The organism is Streptosporangium sp. NPDC051022, from assembly GCF_040683035.1.
In the GTDB taxonomy this organism is placed as follows: Bacteria; Actinomycetota; Actinomycetes; order Streptosporangiales; family Streptosporangiaceae; genus Streptosporangium.
This window is the reverse complement of record NZ_JBFBCF010000009.1, coordinates 25509-42487: the sequence shown is the minus strand read 5'-3', so window position 1 is coordinate 42487 and position 16979 is coordinate 25509. Positions and strand designations below refer to the sequence as shown.

Below are 16979 nucleotides of genomic sequence, written 5' to 3'. Positions count from 1 at the left end.
CCCGGGCCTGTCAGGGACGGGGAATGTTCCGCAGGTTCGCCCGGGCCATGTCGATCATGCGGCCCACCCCGCCGCTCAGCACCACCTTGCCCGCCGCCCTGGCGAACCCCCTGACCTGCCCGCCGGTGATGCGCGGCGGGATGGACAGCACGTTGGGGTCGGTGACGACGTTCACGAGGTACGGCCCCGGCATCGTGAAGGCGGTGCCCAGCGCCTTCCTGACCTCCGAGGGCGTCCGCACGGTCTCCGACTCGATCCCCGCTGCGGCGGCGATCGCCGCGTAGTCGACGGGCGGGTAGTCGGTGCCGAAGTCCGGCATCCCGTCCACCAGCATCTCCAGCTTCACCATGCCGAGCGAGGAGTTGTTGAACACCACGATCTTCACCGGCAGGTCGTACATCCGCACGGTCAGCAGCTCGCCGAGCAGCATGCCGAGCCCTCCGTCGCCGGACAGCGAGACCACCTGCCGGCCGGGGGCGGCGAACTGCGCGCCGATGGCGTGCGGGAGGGCGTTGGCCATGCTCCCGTGCCGGAAGGAGCCGATGACGCGGCGGCGGCCGTTGGGCGTCAGGTAGCGGGCGGCCCAGACGTTGCACATCCCGGTGTCGACGGTGAACACCGCGTCGTCGTCGGCGAGCTCGTCCACGAGGCTCGCCACGTACTCGGGGTGGATCGGCACGTGGTGCTCGATGTCGCGGGTGTAGGCGTCCACGACGTGGTCCAGCGCCCGCAGATGCCGCTCCAGCATCCTGTCGAGATAGCGGCGGTCGGTCTTCTGCGCGACCTTCGGCAGCACCGCGCGCAGCGTCTCGCCGACGTCACCGTGTACGGCCAGCTCCAGCGGGGTCCGGCGGCCCAGCCGCGTGGGGTCGCGGTCGATCTGGACCGTGCGCGCGCCCGGCAGGAAGTCGTCGTAGGGGAAGTCGGTGCCCGCCAGCACCACCAGCTCCGCCTCGTGCATGGCCTCGTGGCACGCGCCGTAGCCGAGCAGCCCGCTCATCCCCACGTCGTACGGATTGTCGTACTGGATCCACTCCTTGCCCCGCAGCGCGTGCCCGACGGGCGCCAGCGTGCGGGCGGCCAGGGACATGACCTCCTCGTGCGCGTCGCGGACCCCGGCGCCGCAGAACAGCATCACCTTCTCCGCGTCGTTCAGCGCCGTGGCCAGCTGCGCCACCTGGTCGGCCGGAGGCCGGAGCGTGCCCCGCGCGGTGAGGAAGTCGTGGGGCCCGACGGTTCCGGCGACCCGCAGCTGCGCCACGTCGCCGGGAAGCACGAGGACCGAGACGCCACCGCGGCCGATCGCGTGCTGGACGGCGACGCGCGGCACCCGGGGCAGCTGCCCGGGGGTGCCGATCGTCTCGCAGAAACCGGCGCAGTCGACGAACAGCCGCTCCGGATGGGTCTCCTGGAAGTAGCCCGTCCCGATCTGCGGGCCGGGAATGTGCGAGGCCAGCGCGAGTACGGGGGCGCCGCTGCGGTCGGCGTCGTACAGCCCCTGGACCAGGTGGGTGTTGCCCGGCCCGCAACTGCCCGCGCACACCGCCAGGCGCCCGGTGAGCTGCGCCTCCGCCGACGCGGCGAACGCCCCGGCCTCCTCGTTGCGCACCTGGACCCACTCGACGCCGCCGGCCCTGCGGACCGCGTCGACCACGGGGTTCAGGCTGTCGCCGACCACCCCGTAGATCCGCTCGACCCCGGCCTGCCGCAACACCTCGACGAACTGCTCGGCAACGGTCGCCATGGCGCCCCCCCTCGCTTGTCGCGTCAAGGGGTACCTCACCGGATTTCGCGAGGTCATTCCGGATGGGGCGGTGCTCGTCCCACCGGCCGCCGTCGCCTGTCTGTCCGAGCACCGCCCGCACCGGTGAGGTCCTCGCTCCGGCCGGCGGCGAGCCCCTTCCCGGGTGAGCCCCGGGGCCGTCCGGCGGCGACGGCTACCATTGGACGATGACGGTGACCGTGCTGACGGGGGCGGGGATCTCCACGGAGTCGGGGATCCCGGACTACCGCGGTCCGGACGGCCTGTGGCGCAGGGATCCCGCCCACGAGAAGCTCGTCACCTACGACTACTACATGGCGGATCCGGAGATCAGGCGCCGCTCGTGGCTGCTCCGCCGCGACAACCCCGCCTGGGAGGCCGAGCCCAACGCGGCGCACCGCGCCCTGGCCGCGCTGCCGGACGCCTGGATCATCACGCAGAACGTCGACGGTCTGCACCAGCGGGCCGGATCGCCGCCCGAGCGGGTGCTCGAACTGCACGGCAACATGTTCGGTGCGGTGTGCACCGCGTGCGGCGCGGGCTCGACGACACGCGAGGCGATCGATCGGATCCTCGCCGGGGAGGACGACCCGGCCTGCCGGGAGTGCGGGGGCATCCTGAAGACCACGACCGTGATGTTCGGCCAGTCCCTCGACCCGGTCACCCTCGGCAGGGCGGTCGAGGCGGCCGAGGCGTGCGAGGTGTTCGTCGCCGTCGGCACCTCGTTGCAGGTGCAACCGGCCGCGTCCCTGGTGATGGTCGCGGCCGAGGCGGGCGCCAGGCTGGTCATCGTCAACGGCGAGCCGACGCCGTACGACGCGCTGGCCGACGAGGTGATCCACGCCCCGATCGGCGAGGCCGTCCCCCACCTGTGCGCCGAACTCCTGGCCTGACCGGCGGCGATCTGGATCGCGGCGAAGGACGTCGCCTCTGTGGTCGCCGGTTCCCTCCGGTCGTGGTCGGGCGAAGGTCTCGGCGGGGGCGGCTCCTGGACCTGATGGAGGTCCGATCCATGAACGACGCCGGATCCGGCGTGACGTCGACGGGGTGATCGGGGGTCAGGAAACGCCCTGGACGGTGGCGTGGGGCAGGACCTGGCGGCGGTCGGCCGCGTTCGCGATCACTACGGCGATCTGGCCGCGGTACTGGCCCGTCAGCACCTGGGCGGAGGCCTCGCCGTCGAGTCGCACGTCCTCGGGAGGCGCGCCGGAGCCGGTGTTGATCATGAGCAGCATGGTTCGCGGGCCGCAGGCCAGAGTCACCCTTTTGAGGGTGCCTCCCTGGAAGGTGGTCGAGACGAGCCGGTCGTCGGCGAGAGTGGTGAACACCTTCGGGTTCAGCTTCTGTGTCGTCGACTCTGACCTGGTCAGGTCGATGGTGGCGCGGACGCCGTCGGCGGACACGCCGCAGACCCCGGCGGTGCGTGTGAAGGCGATCACCTGCGACCTCCCCGTCCGCACCCGCGCGATCGCCTTGGACGTCCCCGGCTTGTCGATGTCGAGGTCGTGGATTTCGGAGAACGACATGTCGATCGCGGGGAGAGCGGCGATCGGCCAGCTCGCCGGATCGCTCACCACCGGGTCCTCGATCCCCTCGCCGGAACACGCGCCGACGAGTGCGAGCATCGTCACCAGTAACGCCGCTTTTCTTCGCACACGGTCTCCTCGCCTGAAGGTTGGAGGAACGCGGAATCTTCCCCGGGCGTCCGGGTGTCCGGGCGGGAAGACGGCAGGGGCGGGGGGGACGTCCCCTTGATCGACCCTACCCGGCGGGGCGTCGCCGCGAGGCCGGAGACGACGAGGTCCGGGGCGGTGGTTCCGTACACCGTCTGGAGTCCGGCGCTCACCGCGTCGATCGCCGCAGAACAGGCGGCACCACCGGTTTTTCCGGGGGCCGCCTTCTCGGTGCTCCGGCGGTGCCGTTCGCGAACGAGATCTCCCGCGACCGTCGTCCGCGACGTGTCCACACTTCCTATTTCGGTAGGAATTGCCATTAATCAGAACAAAACCGCATCTCTCTTTTTTGTGGGACGGCAACCTCTTGTCGCCTTTGCACGTCTCGTTTCCTGCGATATCCGTCTATGGGAGGGAACGATCTATGTTTCCGTACGAAGAACCGGCGAAACAGCAGGCGGAGGAAGAGGAACAGCAGCAATTACAGGTGCAGGTGACGGCGGCGGTGCCGGCTCCGCCGCCGCCTCCGGCTCCCGCTCATGCCTTGCCGGTGTTCCAGGTCGACGGGGACTTCCACGCGGACCTGAACGAGGAGAGGGCGCGGGTGACCACGTCGGTGATCCGGGGGCAGGCCAACATCGACCGCAGGGTGGTGGGTGTCGAGATCGGCACCGATCTCGGGTGGGTGCAGACCATGTTCCGGGCGCGGATGCAGGCCGACTACTACACGGAGGGGGGCTACGCGCGCTCCCTGATCCTGCAGACGACCGAACCGGTGATCGACGGCAACGACAACAACGACATCTGGTACGGCGATCCGCGGCGGTTCGACCACACCGGTCCCTTCATCGGGACCGTCTTCGACGACTCACCGCAGTTCGTCGCCCCGGCGCTGTCCCCGGAGGGTGACCGGCTCGTGCGGCTCTCGGGGTCGTGGACGTTCGGATGCTGGCTGGTCACGCGCAGCCAGAACCTGCGTTCCAAGTTCCTCTACCACCAGGACTGGACGGCGTCCTTCCACGCGGAGGTCACCCCCGAGGGGCTCGCGCTGTCCTACAGCGATCTCACGCTCGGAGACGCCGGGGCCGGGCCTGGAACGCTCCACCCGCTGATGGACGGGCCGCCGTCGAGCACCTTCCTGGACGACCAGGGCACGTGGCGGGTTCTCGCCGAGGCCGAACGTCTTGACCAGGACGGGATGGACCTCACCTGACCGGGGAGCCGAGGCGTGACCTCTCCGGTTCCGCACAGGGGATCAGGAGAAATGCCCGCCTTTCAGCGGCGTCGGGGAATATGCCCCATTCATGAACGATAAACGGCGGCACCGGTCCGGTCGCGTTCTCGCCGTGGCGGATCGCGGCCGGGCCGGGGAAGCCGGAAGCCGGCTCGCCGGTGGGGGACCGGCCGGGGCCGGTACCCGGCCGATCCCCCACCGGCGGGCCGTACGCCGACGAGCCGGGACCCGTGAGGGGCACCGGCTCTCGGCTCCGCCCGCTCTCCGCGGGCGCGTCACGAACCGTTCGCGACGCCTTTCGGGGACGTCCCGCCCCCGGGCGGCGTCACGGGCGCAGGACCTCCTGGACCAGCGCGGTGTCGGTGAACTGCTCGAAGCGCTTGGCGACGCCGCCCTCGAGCTGCCACACGTGGGTGAAGCGGACGTCCATGTACTTGCCGGTGGCGAGGTAGGTGCCCCGGTAGTTGCCGTAGACGACGATCGTGTCGCCGCCGTCGACGTACGCCTCGGGAACCGCCTGGTAGTTGTCCCACTCGCTGCCGAGGCGGCCGAAGACCTTCTCCAGGACGTTCTGCGGGCCGACGTAGGTGCCCGCGTAGGGGAAGCCGGCCATCTCGGTCCACTCGGCGTCGGGGCCGAGCAGGGCCAGGATCCCGTTGATGTCGCCGGCGGCCGATGCCTCGTAGGAGGCGCGGACGGCCTCCAGGTTCTTGCTCATTGTGTCTCCTTGCTGGACGGCGCTTTGTTTGTCAGACGGGTTCTTCGCCGGTCGGGTAGACCACGTCGCCGAGCGGCAGGATGTGGGCGCCGCCCGGGGAGTTGTTGATCTCGCCCGCGCCCGAGATGCCGAGGAAGGTGCCGACCGTGCGCAGCGCGGCCCAGTCGTAGAGCCAGGTGGCGGCGACCGGGATGAGGAACTCCCGGAAGGTGAACACGTAGACGTCCTCGGCGATCTTCCAGGTGCTCGCCATGTCCACGTCACCGTGGCCGCGCTGCTCGCCTACGAGGCACTGCCAGGCGTAGCGTTCGGAGCTGAGATAAACGTGCTCGTAAAGGTGATTGGGGCTGTAACGGTACAGAGCCCGCCTACCGATCAGGTCACGAGTTGGTGCGGGTGCTTCCCCCGTCACCTCGTGACCGTCGATCGTGCCGGGGGTGAAGGTCTGTGAGACCTGGGGTTCGCCGGGGGTCCGCTCCTCGGCGATCGTCGAGACGATTCGCAGGGCGCGCCCGGTGGCGGTGTGCAGGACGGTCACGGTGGACTCGCGGGGGCGCGAGGCGTGGGTCTGGTTGACGAAGAACAGGTCCTCGCGTACGGCGATCGCCTCGTACCAGTCCGCGGGGCCGCCGTCGGCGCTCACGCCGTGCGCGTTCTCGAAGGAGAGTTTGGTGGTGGTTCCGTCGTCGAACGTCAGGCTCAGCGCGGTGCCCGCGAGGACATCGGTGACCGGAAGCCGGTTGGTGTCGATCCCGGCCGCGAAGTCGTCCATGTTCTTCCAGCCCGCGGGCCGGTCGATGTCGGCGGTCAACTGCGACTCCTTCCTACACGAAGTTATCTATGAAATCATATAACTTCTAGCTGCAAAGGAGTAGGCCGATGAGGCTAAAAGGTAAGGTCGCCCTGGTCACCGGGGCCGGTACGGGAATTGGTGCTGCGGTCACCCGGAGGTACGTGGAAGAGGGGGCCAGGGTCGTCCTGACCGGCCGGAGAGAGGGGCTCCTTACCGAGGTCGCCGCGCCGCTCGGCGACGCCGCCGTGGCGTTCGCCGCCGACGCGACGGACGCCGCCCAGATGCGGGCGGCGGCGGACCTGGCACTCGACCGCTTCGGCTCGCTCGACATCGTCGTCGCCAACGCGGGCGGCCACGGGGGCTCCGGGGTCGCCGACACCGACGACGAGTCGTGGCGGCTCAGCCTCGACGCCAACCTCAACAGCTGCTTCGTGACCTGCCGGGAGACGCTGCCCGCGCTGATCGAGAGCCAGGGGAGCATCGTGATCGTCTCCTCGATCGCCGGCCTGGCCGCCGGACCGAACGTATGTGGATATGTCACGACCAAGCATGCGCTGGTCGGGCTAACCAAGTCACTGGCCCGCGACTACGGCCCCAAGGGCGTGCGGGTCAACTGCCTGTGCCCCGGCTGGGTGCGCACCCCGATGGCCGACCACCAGATGGACGAGCTCGCCGAGCGGGACGACATCAGCCGTGACGAGGCCTACGCCCTGGTGACCAAGGACGTACCGCTGCGCCGGCCGGCGACCTCTGAGGAGATCGCCGACATCTGCCTGTTCCTCGGCTCCTCGGAGTCCGCCATCATGACCGGCTCCGTGGTCGTCGCGGACGGCGGCGCCATGGCCGTCGACCTGCCGACCCTGGCCTTCGGCTGACCGGCCGACCGGCTGACGGATCGACGGACTGACGGATCGACGGACTGACAGATCGACGGACTGACAGGTTCACGGACTGACGGGCGAAACCCGCGGGCCGTGGTCTCCCCCCACCGGCAGGAGGTGACGGGAGACCACGGCCCGCGGGTCGTCCGGGTCAGGAAACGCCGAACCGCGAGATCGGCAGATCCTCGGTCGCCACGTGCACGATGTGCGACTCGGTGTAGACGTCGATGCTGTGCTTGCCGCCCTCCCGGCCCAGGCCGCTGGCCTTGACGCCGCCGAAGGGGGTGCGCAGGTCACGGACGTTCTGGGAGTTGACCCAGAGCATGCCCGACTCGATCTGCTGGGCGAGCCTGTGCGTGCGGCGCAGGTTGTTCGTCCACAGGTAGGCGGCCAGGCCGTACCGGGTGTCGTTGGCCAGTGCCAGCGCCTCCTCCTCGGTGGAGAACGGCGTGACGCACACGACCGGGCCGAAGATCTCCTCCTGGAAGATCCGCATCTTCGGCGTCACGTCCGCGAACACCGTGGCCGACAGGAAGTTGCCGACCGGCAGGTGGTCGGGGCGCGAGCCACCGGCGACCAGGCGGGCGCCCTCGTCGATGCCGATCTGGACGTACTCCATGACCCGCGCGTAGTGCTCGGGGTGGACCAGCGCGCCCAGTTCGGTGGCCGGGTCGTCGGGGGAGCCGACCTTCACCCGGGAGGCGCGCTCGGCGAAGCGCCGGACGAACTCCTCGTAGATCGTGTCCTGGACCAGGACACGCGAGCTGGCGGTGCAGCGCTCGCCGTTCAGGGAGAAGACACCGAAGACCGCGGCGTCGAGCGCCCGGTCGAGGTCGGCGTCGTCGAACACCAGCAGCGGGGACTTGCCGCCCAGCTCCATCGACAGGGTCTTCAGGTTGTCGGCGGCGTTGCGCATGATGATCTGGCCGGTCGTGGTCTCTCCGGTGAAGGAGATGATCGGCACGTCGGGGTGCGCGACGAGGGCAGCGCCCGCCTCCTCGCCGATGCCGTGCACGATGTTGAACACACCGGCCGGCACGCCCGCCTCCTCCATGATCTCCGGCAGCAGGCTGGCGGAGAGCGGGGACCACTCGGCGGGCTTCAGGATGACCGGGCAGCCGGCCGCGAGCGCGGGCGCGAGCTTCCAGGTCTCCAGCATGAACGGGGTGTTCCACGGGGTGATCAGACCGGCCACGCCGATGGGCTTGCGGATCACGTAGTTCAGCTGGGCGGAGGCGACCCGGTAGACGTCCTCGCCCAGGGTGGTGATCACGTCGGCGAAGAAGCGGAAGTTCTGCGCGGCGCGGTGGGCCTGGCCACGCGCCTGCGTGATCGGCAGACCGGTGTCACGGCACTCCAGCGCGGCGATCTGGTCGTCCCGCTTCTCGATCGCGTCGGCGATCTTGCGCAGGACGCCGGCGCGCTGCTGGGCGGGCATCTTCGGCCAGGGGCCCTCGGTGAAGGCCTTGCGGGCCGCGGCGACCGCGGCCTCGATGTCCTCGGCCTGACCGGCGGAGACCGTGAGGTACTCCTCGTTGGTCGCGGGCTCAAGGGCGGTGAACGTCGCGCCGGAGACGCTGGGAACGTGTTCCCCGCCGATGTAGTGCTGCAGGTTCATCAGGCCACTCCCTCACTCTGGGCCAGCAGTTCGTTGATCCGCTTGATGCCCGCGTCGGTGGGCGTGATCAGCGGCGGGCGGACGTGACCGGAGGCGATCAGACCGCGTTGTTCCAGGACCCACTTGGCGGGGGCCGGGTTCGTCTCAACGAACAGCAGCTCGACCAGGGGGTGCAGGGCGTAGTGCAGGTCGAGGGCGGTCTGGTGGTCGCCCTCGACGTAGGCGGTGTACATCTTGGCCACGGAGGCCGGGGCCAGGTTGGCCACCGCGCTCACGAAGCCGACGCCGCCGATCGCCAGCAGCGGCAGGCAGAGCAGCTCGATGCCCGACCACATCAGGAAGTCACGGCCGCACTTGTGGAGCACCTGGGAGAAGTGCTCGAAGTCCTTGGTGGTCTCCTTGATGCCCACGATGTTGTCGTGGGAGCGGCGGAGCCGGGCGACGGTCTCGGGGGCGATGTCGACCGCGGTCCGCGACGGGACGTTGTAGATGACGATCGGCAGGGCGGGGAACTCCTTGGCGACCGTGGAGTACCAGCTGTAGAGCGCCTCCTGGGTCGGCCGCGCGTAGTACGGGGTGATGACGAGCGCGGCGTCGGCGCCCAGGCGCTCGGCCTCGGCGGTCAGCCGGAGGGTCTCGTCGAGCTTGGCGGAGCCGGTGCCGGGCAGGAACGGCACCCGGTCGGCCGTCTCCTCGGCGACCGCGGCCATCGCCGCGATCCGCTCGTCGACGCTCTGCGCGCCGGGCTCACCGGTCGAGCCGCCGATCGAGATGCCGTGGGAACCCTGGGCGATCTGCCAGCGCACCAGCGCCCGCAGCGAGTCGAGGTCGAGCTCGCCCGTCGCGGTGAAGGGGGTCACCACCGGGGCGAGGGACCCGCGTATGCTCGCGGGATCCGAACGGAACTTCATATGATCACTCCTTGTACTGCTTCAAGTCGGTCTGCGCGGGATCAGGCGTTACTCGGCGTGTTCCTGCTCCTCGTAGACCTGGCGCCAGGCCTTGTTCATCGGATAGAGCCCGTCGACCGAGGCACCCTCGTCGACCCGCTCGTAGATGAAGCGCTCCTCCTTCTCCTGCTGGACGGAGTCGCGCGCGACCTCGGCCACCAGGCGGGGCGGGATGACGACCACGCCCTCCGCGTCGCCGACCAGGACGTCGCCGGGCATGACCAGCACGCCACCGCAGTCCACCGGGATCTGCGAGTCCATCGGAACGTGCCTGCGCCCGAGCACGGCGGCGTGTGCGACCGCATAGTAAGAGGGCAGCTCAAGGTTGGAGAAGGAGGGGCTGTCACGCAGGCCGCCGTCGGTGATCACCCCGGCCGCGCCGCGGCGCAGGGCACGCAGCGCCAGGATGTCGCCGAGCGTGCCGGATCCGTGCTCGCCCCGCGCGCTGATCACCAGGACCTCGCCGGGCTGGATCTCCTCGACCGTACGCTTCTGGGCGTTCATCCCGTTGCCGATCTCGGCGAACACGTCCTCGCGGAGGGGGAGATAGCGCAGTGTCCGGGCGATGCCGACCATGCGCAGGTCGGGCCTGGCGGGCTTGACGCCCTCGATGAAGTGGTGGTCGATGCCGCGCTTGCGCAGCTGAGAGGAGATCGTCGCCGTCGAGACCGACCGCAGGGCCTCCTTGATCTCCTCGTCGAGGACACCGGGTTTGGCGGCCTCGGCGGCGGCGGGGGCGCCGGCGGAGCCGTAGGCGGCCGCGCGGACCTCGTCGGTTACCTTGGGCTGGACACCGTAGGAGGCGAGTTTGTGGTCGTCGGAGACGATTTCGTTGCGGAGCCGTCCGGTGTCCTCCAGTTCGACCTCGACCACGTCGCCCGGCTGCACGACCGTCGACCCCGCGGGGGTGCCGGCGAGGATGATGTCGCCGGGTTCGAGGGTCATCAGCCGGGACAGGTCGGCGATCAGCAGGTCGAAGCCGAACAGCAGGTCGTCGGTGCACGCCTCCTGGACCAGCTCGCCGTTGACGTAGGTGCGCAGCCACAGCTTGGACGGGTCGTCGGTGCGCAGGATCGCCGGGCCGACGGGCGTGTAGCCGTCCTGGCCCTTGGCGCGGAGGTTGGAGCCGAGGTCGGCGTGCTTGAAGTCGTAGACTCCGAAGTCGTTGGCCGCGGCGTATCCCGCCACATGGCTCAGGGCCTGCTCGGGGGAGACGCGGTGTGCCCGGGTGCCGATGATGACGGCGATCTCGCCCTCGAACGCCAGCAGCTCACAGCCCGCGGGCCGCACGACGGGGCGGCCCGACCAGGACAGCGACGACGTCGGCTTGACGAAGTAGGAGGGAACCGCCGGCGTGCGTCCACGCTCGGCCGCGCGGCTGCGGTAGTTGAGATGGACCGCGATGATCTTTCCTGGTGCCAGGCCGAGCGGGTGCTCCACGGGCACTCCCTTGGTTCAAATCGTATACGACATCCTCGATGATACGCGATTTGGCCATGTGGGGCTATAGACAAAGATATCTGAATTCATACATGATTTGGAGACACCCGGGCTCGCGGGACCCGTCGCCGGAAGGTGCGAGACGCGGGGCCGACCCGAGGAGATCGAAGAGATGACGGACCTGTTCATCGGAGGCAAGTGGTGTCCCGCCGAGAGCGGCGCCACCTTCACGACCCTGAACCCGGCGGACGGCTCGGTGTTCGAGGAGTGCGCCGAGGCGGGCGTGGCCGATGTGGACCGCGCGGTCGCCGCGGCCCGCGCCGCGCTGACCGATCCCGTGTGGGCGGACATGCCCGCGCACGCCAGGGCGCGGTTGCTGTGGCGGGTGGCCGACCTCATCGAGGAGGTCGGCGACGAGCTCGCCGAGCTCGAGACGCGGGACAACGGGCAGCCGCTGGGCATCGCCAGGAGTGTCACGGTCCCCGGTGCCGCCGAGCACTTCCGCTACTTCGCCGGATGGTGCACCAAGATCGAGGGATCGGTGCTGCCGGTCGCCTTCCCCGACACCCTGCACTACAGCAGGCGCGAGCCCGTCGGCGTCTGCGCGATGATCACGCCGTGGAACTTCCCGCTGATGATCGCGGCCTGGAAGCTCGCCCCCGCGCTGGCCTGCGGCAACACCGTGATCATCAAGCCCGCCGAGCAGACCCCGCTGTCCACGGTCATGCTGGTCGAGCTGATGGAGCGGGCCGGCTTCCCGCCCGGCGTGGTGAACCTGCTGACCGGCGGCCCGGCCGCCGGCGCCGCCCTCGCCGAGCACCCCGACGTCGACAAGGTCTCCTTCACTGGATCGACCGCCGTCGGCCGCAAGCTCGTGCACGCCAGCGCCGGCAACCTCAAGCGGCTCACCCTGGAGCTGGGCGGCAAGACGCCGAGCATCATCGCCGCCGACGCGGACATCGACGCCGCCGTCGCGGGCAACGTGCAGGGCGCGCTGTTCAACAGCGGCCAGGTCTGCGCCGCCTACTCCCGCTTCTACGTGGACCGCAAGCGGGCCGACGAGTTCACCGAGAAGATGGCCGCCGCGGCCTCCGCGCTGGCCCTCGGCCCGGGTCTGGACCCGGCCACGCAGCTCGGCCCGCTGGTCAGTGAGGAACACCTGGCCAAGGTCGACTCCTATGTACGCGGCGCCCGTGACGAGGGCGCCGAACTGGTGACCGGCGGCAGGCGGGCCGACGGCCCGCTCTCCGACGGCTTCTTCTACGAGCCGACCGTCTTCGCCGGGGTCACCGACGAGATGGCCATCGCCAGGGAGGAGGTGTTCGGGCCGGTCATCCCGGTACTCTCCTACGACGACCCCGACGAGATCGTGGAGCGTGCCAACAACTCGGAGTACGGCCTCGCGGCCTCCATCTGGACCAGGGACCTGTCAACGGCCCATCGTCTGGCGGCCAGGATCAGGGCGGGAGCCGTCTTCATCAACATGATCCATGTTCCCGACGCCGCGACCACATGGGGCGGGTTCAAGGCCAGTGGCTGGGGCCGGGAGATGGGACCGTACGCCATCGACGCCTATACAGAGGTCAAGGGCGTCTGGACACACCTGGGAGGGGCATGATGGGAGAACTCGTCATGGCGGCCAAGATCACACACGTGCCGTCGATCTGGCTGTCGATTCAACCCGGCAAGCACTTCGGCATCCGGAAGAACGCCGAACTGGCGCTGGAGGAGATCGGCAGGCGGGCCCACGAGCGCGGGGCCGACACCTTCCTGGTGGCCGACACCCACTGGCTGAACAGCATCGGCTTCCACCTCAACGGCAAGGACCGGCACCACGCCACCTACGTCAGCCACGAGCTCCCGCACTTCATCCATGACCTGGCCTACGACTACGCCGGTGACCCCGAGCTGGCCGAGCTGGTCCGCGAGGAGATCGTCGCGGGCGGGCAGAAGGCACGCGTCCACAACTACAACGACCTTGGCCTGGAGTACGCCACCCTGGTGCCGATGTACTTCATGAACAAGGACTCCGACATCCGGGTGCTGCCGATCGGCTGCAACATGTACTCGACGATCGAGGAGAACCGCCTGATCGGCGAGGCCCTGATGCGCGCCGTCCGGCGCAGCGACCGGAAGGTGGCCTTCCTGGCCAGCGGCTCGCTGTCGCACGCCTTTCCCCCCAACGCGATCGCCGAGTCGATGCTCGACGACGTCAGCAGCGAGATCAACCGTCAGGTGGACCACGCGGTCCTGGACATGTGGACGCAGGGCAGGACGGCCGAGTTCCTGGAGATGCTCCCCGACTACAACAAGCGGTGTACCGGCGAGGGCGCCATGGCCGACACGGCCATGCTCTTCGGCCTGCTCGGCTGGCAGGACTACACCGGCGAGGGCGAGCTGCTGTGCCCCTACTTCGGCAGCAGCGGCACCGGTCAGGTGGTCGTCGACTTCCCGTTGCCGGCCGTCGTCGGCTGAGGGCCGTACCGGCGCCTCCCGGTTTCGCCGGAGGCGTACAGTACGATAAGAAATCGTATGTGAACCATTGTTGAGGAGTGCGTCACCGATGCAGGATCGACAGGGCTTGTCCTCTCGTGTTTTCTCTCCTGACCATCCCGTCGACCTGCCGCCCGTGCTCCTCCTGCACGGCATCGCCTCCAACGGCAACGGCGACTGGGTCGAGCCCGGAACCGTCTCCGCGCTGACCGACGCCGGGCGCACCGTCGTCGTGGTCGACCTGCGCGGCCACGGCGACAGCCCCGCGCCGGTCTCGGCCGCCGAGACCGGCGCCCCGGCCCAGGCCGAGGACGTGCTCGCCGTACTGGACGGGGCGGGTGTCGAGACGTTCGACATCGTGGGTTACTCGATGGGCGCCAGGCTCGCCTGGGCGGTCGCCGAGGCGGCCCCGGGCCGCGTGCGCAGGGCCGTCCTCGGCGGCCTCAGCCCCGTCGAGCCGTTCACCATGGTGGACGTCGCCGCCCTCCACAAGGCGGTCGCCGAGGGTGTTCAGCCCGAGGATCCCTTCACCGGGATGATCGCCGGTCTGGTCGGCTCCCGCGGTCCGGAGCGGGCCCCCGGCCTCGCGCTGGTCGTCGAGGGACTGGCCGGCACCCCGTTCGAGCCGAAGGCGTGGCCGGGGACGACCCCGCCGGTCTTCGTGGTCGGGCAGGACGACATGATGACGCAAGGAATCGAGCGTATCGTCGATCTGGTGGGTGGAGCGGAGCTGGTCACCGTCCCGGGCGATCACTTCGGCGTGCTCACCGGTGCCGAGTTCCGCGGCACCGTCGTGAGGGCCCTGGGACAGTGACCGTCCTGGGGACGGTCACCGGCCCAGGCAACGGCCGATGGCCGAGGATGAGGGGACACCGGTGAGAGTCGTCAAGAAGCCCGCCAAAGCCAAGGAGTCGAAGGCTGAGATCAGCTACGGACTGTTACGTTCGCGAATCCTTGACGGCACCTACGGGCCGGGTTACCGGCTGGTGATGGACCAGCTCGCCAGGGAGACCGGGGTCAGCACGATCCCCCTGCGCGAGGCCGTACGGCGGCTGCAGTCCGAGGGACTCGTCGAGGTCGTGCGCAACATCGGCGCGCGCGTGGCCGTCTTCGACTCGACCCAGGTCGAGCACACGCTCAACGTCCTGGCCCGCCTGGAGGGATACGCGACCGCGATCTCGTCCCCCCTCATGACGCCCGAGCAGATCGAGGCGTCGAGGGAGATCAACGCGCGCATGGTCGAGGCGCTGGAGGAGTTCGACCCGACCTCCTTCACCGCGCTCAACCGGCAGTTCCACTTCTCGATCTACCAGTACTGCCCGGACGACCACCTGGCGAATTTACTGGAGTCGGAGTGGGCGCGGCTCGACCACATGCGACGCTCGACCTTCACCTACGTTCCGGGGCGGGCGCGCCGTTCGGTGGTCGAACACGAGCACATGCTGGACCTGATCGCGATGGGCGCCGAGGCGGCCGAGATCGAACGGGTGGCCTGCGCTCACAAGATCGCCACAGCAGAGGCCCTGCACAACGCCCATGTCTGATCCGCTCTGATCCACGCCGTCTTCGGCGACACGAGGGAGACCTCGCAAGAACACCTCGCAAGAACACCTTGCAAGAACACAGCCCGGCACGCCCCCACGGCATGCCGGGCTGTGTCGTCTTCGAGTCACACCAGCAGCTGGCCGCCGTCCACCTGGACCACGGTGCCGGTGATGTGACCGGCCGAGGCGGAGGCGAGGAACAGCACCAGCGGCGTGATGTCCGCGGTGGTGGCGATCTTCCGGAGGGGGATGCGGGACTCCCAGGCCTCCCGGGCCTCCGGGTTCTCCATCAGGCCGGCCGTCATCGGGGTGTGCACCGGGCCGGGCGCCACGCCGTTGACGCGGATGCCGTGCGGGGCCAGTTCGACGGCGCCGGTCCGGGTGAGGGCGTCCACGGCGGCCTTGGTGGCCTCGTAGTGCCCCATGCCGGGGGTCGGCTGGCGGGCGCCGATCGAGCTGATGTTGACGATGACGCCCTTGTTGTCCGCCTTGATCATCTGGGCGGCGACGGTCTTCGTGACCGTGAAGGTGCCGCGCAGGTTGACCGAGACCACCTTGTCGAAGACCTCGAAGGGGAGGTCGACGAGGAGGCCGCCGCCCGCGACGAGCCCGGCGTTGTTGACCAGGACGTCGACCGGGCCGAGCTTCTCGGCCACCTCGTCGACCGCGGCGGCGACCGATTCGGCGTCGGTCACGTCCAGGGTGACGGCCAGCGCGCCCAGTTCGGCGGCGACCTCGTCGGCGGCGGGGCGGTTGACGTCGGCGACCACGACCCGGTCACCGGCGGCGGTGAACGCCTCGGCGACGGCCCTGCCGATCCCGCTCGCGGCGCCCGTGACGAGGACGACGCGTCCCGCGGTGCTCATCGGGCTTCCGCGATGATGATGCGCGGGCTGCCTGGCAGCGCGCGGGTCTCGACGGGCTCCCAGCCGGCCTCCGTGAGCCAGCCGCGGACCTGGTCCTCGGGGTAGACAATGGTGCCGTCGATCACGAGGTACTCACCGGCGTGGAGCGCGTCGATGGTGCGCTGCTTGTCGTCGGAGTCGAGGAAGAAGTCGAGCAGCAGCAGCTTGGCGCCGGGGGCGGCGGCCTCGCGGGCCCGCTTGGCGATGAGCCTGTTCTGCTCGTCGTCGTAGCGGTGCGCCACGTGCTCCAGGAACACCAGGTCGAAGCCGGTGGGGATGTCACCCTCGAGGATGTCGCCCTCGACGATCTCGACGCGGTCGCTCAGGCCGGCCTCGGCCAGCACGCCCCTGGCCGCCTCGACGAGCGGGCCGCCGGAGAAGAAGGTGCCCTGCAGCGCCGGGTTGGCCGCCAGGGCCTCGCCCAGGAAGGAGACGGACAGGCCGCCGAAGTCCAGGACGCGCTTGTAGGGGGAGAAGTCGAAGTTCTCGGCGAGCATCTTGGCGTGCAGCGCGTTGTAGGTCATCACGCCGCTCATGAAGGGGGCCAGGCGCTCGCCGGACAGGTCCAGGTCGGCGGGCTTGGCGGTACGGGAGGTCTCGCCGAAACCGAGCCAGTGGCCGTAGCTGATGGCGTCGAGGAAGGCCAGGAAAGCACGCAGATCGACGTCGTCACCCGAGCCGGCGAGGTAACGTGCGGTGGAGGGCGAGTTGGCGTACGTACCGTCGGTACGGGTCAGAAGGTCGAGGCTCGACATCGCGTCGGCGAGGATCCGGGCGGTGCGCTCGGGAAGGCCGGTGCGGGCGGAGATCTCGGCGACCGTCGCGGGCCCTTCCGCCAGCGCGGCGAACAGCCCCGCTTCACTGGCGGCGAAGAGCTGCTTGGCCGCCATATAGCCGATGGCCACGTCCACGATCTTCGAGGGGCTCGCGGACTGGGTGCTGTCCGGGTGAGGCGACATGCGATGCGC

Annotated in this window: 16 protein-coding genes; 7 read left to right on the top strand and 9 right to left on the bottom strand. The window is 69.6% G+C overall.

Annotation, left to right across the window (positions count from 1 at the left end; translation table 11 throughout):
• Nucleotides 1-10 precede the first annotated feature (10 nt).
• Nucleotides 11-1744, bottom strand: a complete 1734-nt coding sequence (locus tag AB0N02_RS17290) for a pyruvate dehydrogenase (RefSeq protein WP_363947013.1) — start codon at nucleotides 1742-1744, stop codon at nucleotides 11-13.
• A 206-nt stretch (nucleotides 1745-1950) separates the two neighbouring features.
• On the opposite strand from AB0N02_RS17290, the gene AB0N02_RS17285 reads away from it, so the two are divergent.
• A complete protein-coding gene (locus AB0N02_RS17285; RefSeq protein WP_363947010.1) occupies nucleotides 1951-2655 on the top strand; it encodes an NAD-dependent deacylase in 705 nt (234 codons plus the stop codon).
• Between the two features lie 165 nt (nucleotides 2656-2820).
• Here AB0N02_RS17285 and AB0N02_RS17280 read toward each other — a convergent pair whose 3' ends face one another.
• Nucleotides 2821-3417, bottom strand: a complete 597-nt coding sequence (locus AB0N02_RS17280) for a hypothetical protein (protein ID WP_363947007.1) — start codon at nucleotides 3415-3417, stop codon at nucleotides 2821-2823.
• A gap of 442 nt (nucleotides 3418-3859) precedes the next feature.
• Here AB0N02_RS17280 and AB0N02_RS17275 point away from each other — a divergent pair, with 442 nt between their 5' ends.
• Entirely contained in the window at nucleotides 3860-4648 is a 789-nt protein-coding gene (locus AB0N02_RS17275) for a hypothetical protein (protein ID WP_363947004.1), read from the top strand.
• 346 nt (nucleotides 4649-4994) lie between these two features.
• Here the strand turns inward: AB0N02_RS17275 and AB0N02_RS17270 are convergent, their stop codons facing one another.
• On the bottom strand, nucleotides 4995-5387 hold the full coding sequence (locus tag AB0N02_RS17270; RefSeq protein WP_363947001.1) for a nuclear transport factor 2 family protein: 393 nt from the start codon (nucleotides 5385-5387) through the stop codon (nucleotides 4995-4997).
• Between the two features lie 31 nt (nucleotides 5388-5418).
• Nucleotides 5419-6198, bottom strand: a complete 780-nt coding sequence (locus tag AB0N02_RS17265) for a MoaF C-terminal domain-containing protein (RefSeq protein WP_363946998.1) — start codon at nucleotides 6196-6198, stop codon at nucleotides 5419-5421.
• Nucleotides 6199-6266: 68 nt separating this feature from the next.
• Here AB0N02_RS17265 and AB0N02_RS17260 point away from each other — a divergent pair, with 68 nt between their 5' ends.
• Nucleotides 6267-7055 carry an SDR family NAD(P)-dependent oxidoreductase gene (locus tag AB0N02_RS17260; RefSeq protein WP_363946995.1) on the top strand — a complete coding sequence of 263 codons (789 nt, stop codon included), beginning with the start codon at nucleotides 6267-6269 and terminating at the stop codon, nucleotides 7053-7055.
• A gap of 157 nt (nucleotides 7056-7212) precedes the next feature.
• On the opposite strand, the gene hpaE is transcribed toward AB0N02_RS17260, so the two are convergent.
• From hpaE to AB0N02_RS17245, 3 genes are read right to left on the bottom strand one after another with little or no spacing between them, the layout of a single operon-like run.
• Nucleotides 7213-8679, bottom strand: a complete 1467-nt coding sequence (gene hpaE, locus AB0N02_RS17255) for a 5-carboxymethyl-2-hydroxymuconate semialdehyde dehydrogenase (protein WP_363946992.1) — start codon at nucleotides 8677-8679, stop codon at nucleotides 7213-7215.
• Nucleotides 8679-9590 carry a 4-hydroxy-tetrahydrodipicolinate synthase gene (gene dapA, locus AB0N02_RS17250; RefSeq protein WP_363946989.1) on the bottom strand — a complete coding sequence of 304 codons (912 nt, stop codon included), beginning with the start codon at nucleotides 9588-9590 and terminating at the stop codon, nucleotides 8679-8681. Before dapA ends, hpaE begins: the two co-directional genes overlap by 1 nt.
• A 48-nt stretch (nucleotides 9591-9638) precedes the next feature.
• Entirely contained in the window at nucleotides 9639-11069 is a 1431-nt protein-coding gene (locus AB0N02_RS17245; RefSeq protein ID WP_363946986.1) for a fumarylacetoacetate hydrolase family protein, read from the bottom strand.
• A 172-nt stretch (nucleotides 11070-11241) separates the two neighbouring features.
• On the opposite strand from AB0N02_RS17245, the gene AB0N02_RS17240 reads away from it, so the two are divergent.
• The 4 genes from AB0N02_RS17240 (at nucleotide 11242) to AB0N02_RS17225 (ending at nucleotide 15106) form a co-directional block, all read left to right on the top strand.
• Nucleotides 11242-12687: an aldehyde dehydrogenase family protein gene (locus AB0N02_RS17240; RefSeq protein ID WP_363946983.1), complete on the top strand. Its 1446-nt coding sequence runs from the start codon at nucleotides 11242-11244 to the stop codon at nucleotides 12685-12687.
• A complete protein-coding gene (gene hpaD / locus AB0N02_RS17235; RefSeq protein WP_363946980.1) occupies nucleotides 12684-13544 on the top strand; it encodes a 3,4-dihydroxyphenylacetate 2,3-dioxygenase in 861 nt (286 codons plus the stop codon). The genes AB0N02_RS17240 and hpaD overlap by 4 nt, the downstream gene beginning before the upstream one ends.
• A 106-nt stretch (nucleotides 13545-13650) precedes the next feature.
• Nucleotides 13651-14376: an alpha/beta hydrolase gene (locus AB0N02_RS17230; protein ID WP_363946978.1), complete on the top strand. Its 726-nt coding sequence runs from the start codon at nucleotides 13651-13653 to the stop codon at nucleotides 14374-14376.
• Between the two features lie 61 nt (nucleotides 14377-14437).
• Nucleotides 14438-15106, top strand: a complete 669-nt coding sequence (locus AB0N02_RS17225) for a GntR family transcriptional regulator (RefSeq protein ID WP_363946975.1) — start codon at nucleotides 14438-14440, stop codon at nucleotides 15104-15106.
• Between the two features lie 125 nt (nucleotides 15107-15231).
• On the opposite strand, the gene AB0N02_RS17220 is transcribed toward AB0N02_RS17225, so the two are convergent.
• Together AB0N02_RS17220 and AB0N02_RS17215 are read right to left on the bottom strand one after the other, a co-directional pair.
• Nucleotides 15232-15972, bottom strand: coding sequence for an SDR family NAD(P)-dependent oxidoreductase (locus AB0N02_RS17220; RefSeq protein WP_363946972.1), 741 nt, complete (start codon nucleotides 15970-15972; stop codon nucleotides 15232-15234).
• Nucleotides 15969-16970 carry a methyltransferase gene (locus AB0N02_RS17215; protein WP_363946969.1) on the bottom strand — a complete coding sequence of 334 codons (1002 nt, stop codon included), beginning with the start codon at nucleotides 16968-16970 and terminating at the stop codon, nucleotides 15969-15971. The genes AB0N02_RS17220 and AB0N02_RS17215 overlap by 4 nt, the downstream gene beginning before the upstream one ends.
• Between the last annotated feature and the right edge of the window lie 9 nt (nucleotides 16971-16979).

Excerpts from the sequence above, each read along its gene's own strand:
- AB0N02_RS17290 (WP_363947013.1), bottom strand. The coding sequence starts at position 1,744 with ATGGCGACCGTTGCCGAGCAGTTCGTCGAGGTGTTGCGGCAGGCCGGG.
- AB0N02_RS17285 (WP_363947010.1), top strand. The coding sequence starts at position 1,951 with ATGACGGTGACCGTGCTGACGGGGGCGGGGATCTCCACGGAGTCGGGG.
- AB0N02_RS17275 (WP_363947004.1), top strand. The coding sequence starts at position 3,860 with ATGTTTCCGTACGAAGAACCGGCGAAACAGCAGGCGGAGGAAGAGGAA.
- AB0N02_RS17270 (WP_363947001.1), bottom strand. The coding sequence starts at position 5,387 with ATGAGCAAGAACCTGGAGGCCGTCCGCGCCTCCTACGAGGCATCGGCC.
- AB0N02_RS17260 (WP_363946995.1), top strand. The coding sequence starts at position 6,267 with ATGAGGCTAAAAGGTAAGGTCGCCCTGGTCACCGGGGCCGGTACGGGA.
- hpaE (WP_363946992.1), bottom strand. The coding sequence starts at position 8,679 with ATGAACCTGCAGCACTACATCGGCGGGGAACACGTTCCCAGCGTCTCC.
- dapA (WP_363946989.1), bottom strand. The coding sequence starts at position 9,590 with ATGAAGTTCCGTTCGGATCCCGCGAGCATACGCGGGTCCCTCGCCCCG.
- AB0N02_RS17240 (WP_363946983.1), top strand. The coding sequence starts at position 11,242 with ATGACGGACCTGTTCATCGGAGGCAAGTGGTGTCCCGCCGAGAGCGGC.
- hpaD (WP_363946980.1), top strand. The coding sequence starts at position 12,684 with ATGATGGGAGAACTCGTCATGGCGGCCAAGATCACACACGTGCCGTCG.
- AB0N02_RS17220 (WP_363946972.1), bottom strand. The coding sequence starts at position 15,972 with ATGAGCACCGCGGGACGCGTCGTCCTCGTCACGGGCGCCGCGAGCGGG.
- AB0N02_RS17215 (WP_363946969.1), bottom strand. The coding sequence starts at position 16,970 with ATGTCGCCTCACCCGGACAGCACCCAGTCCGCGAGCCCCTCGAAGATC.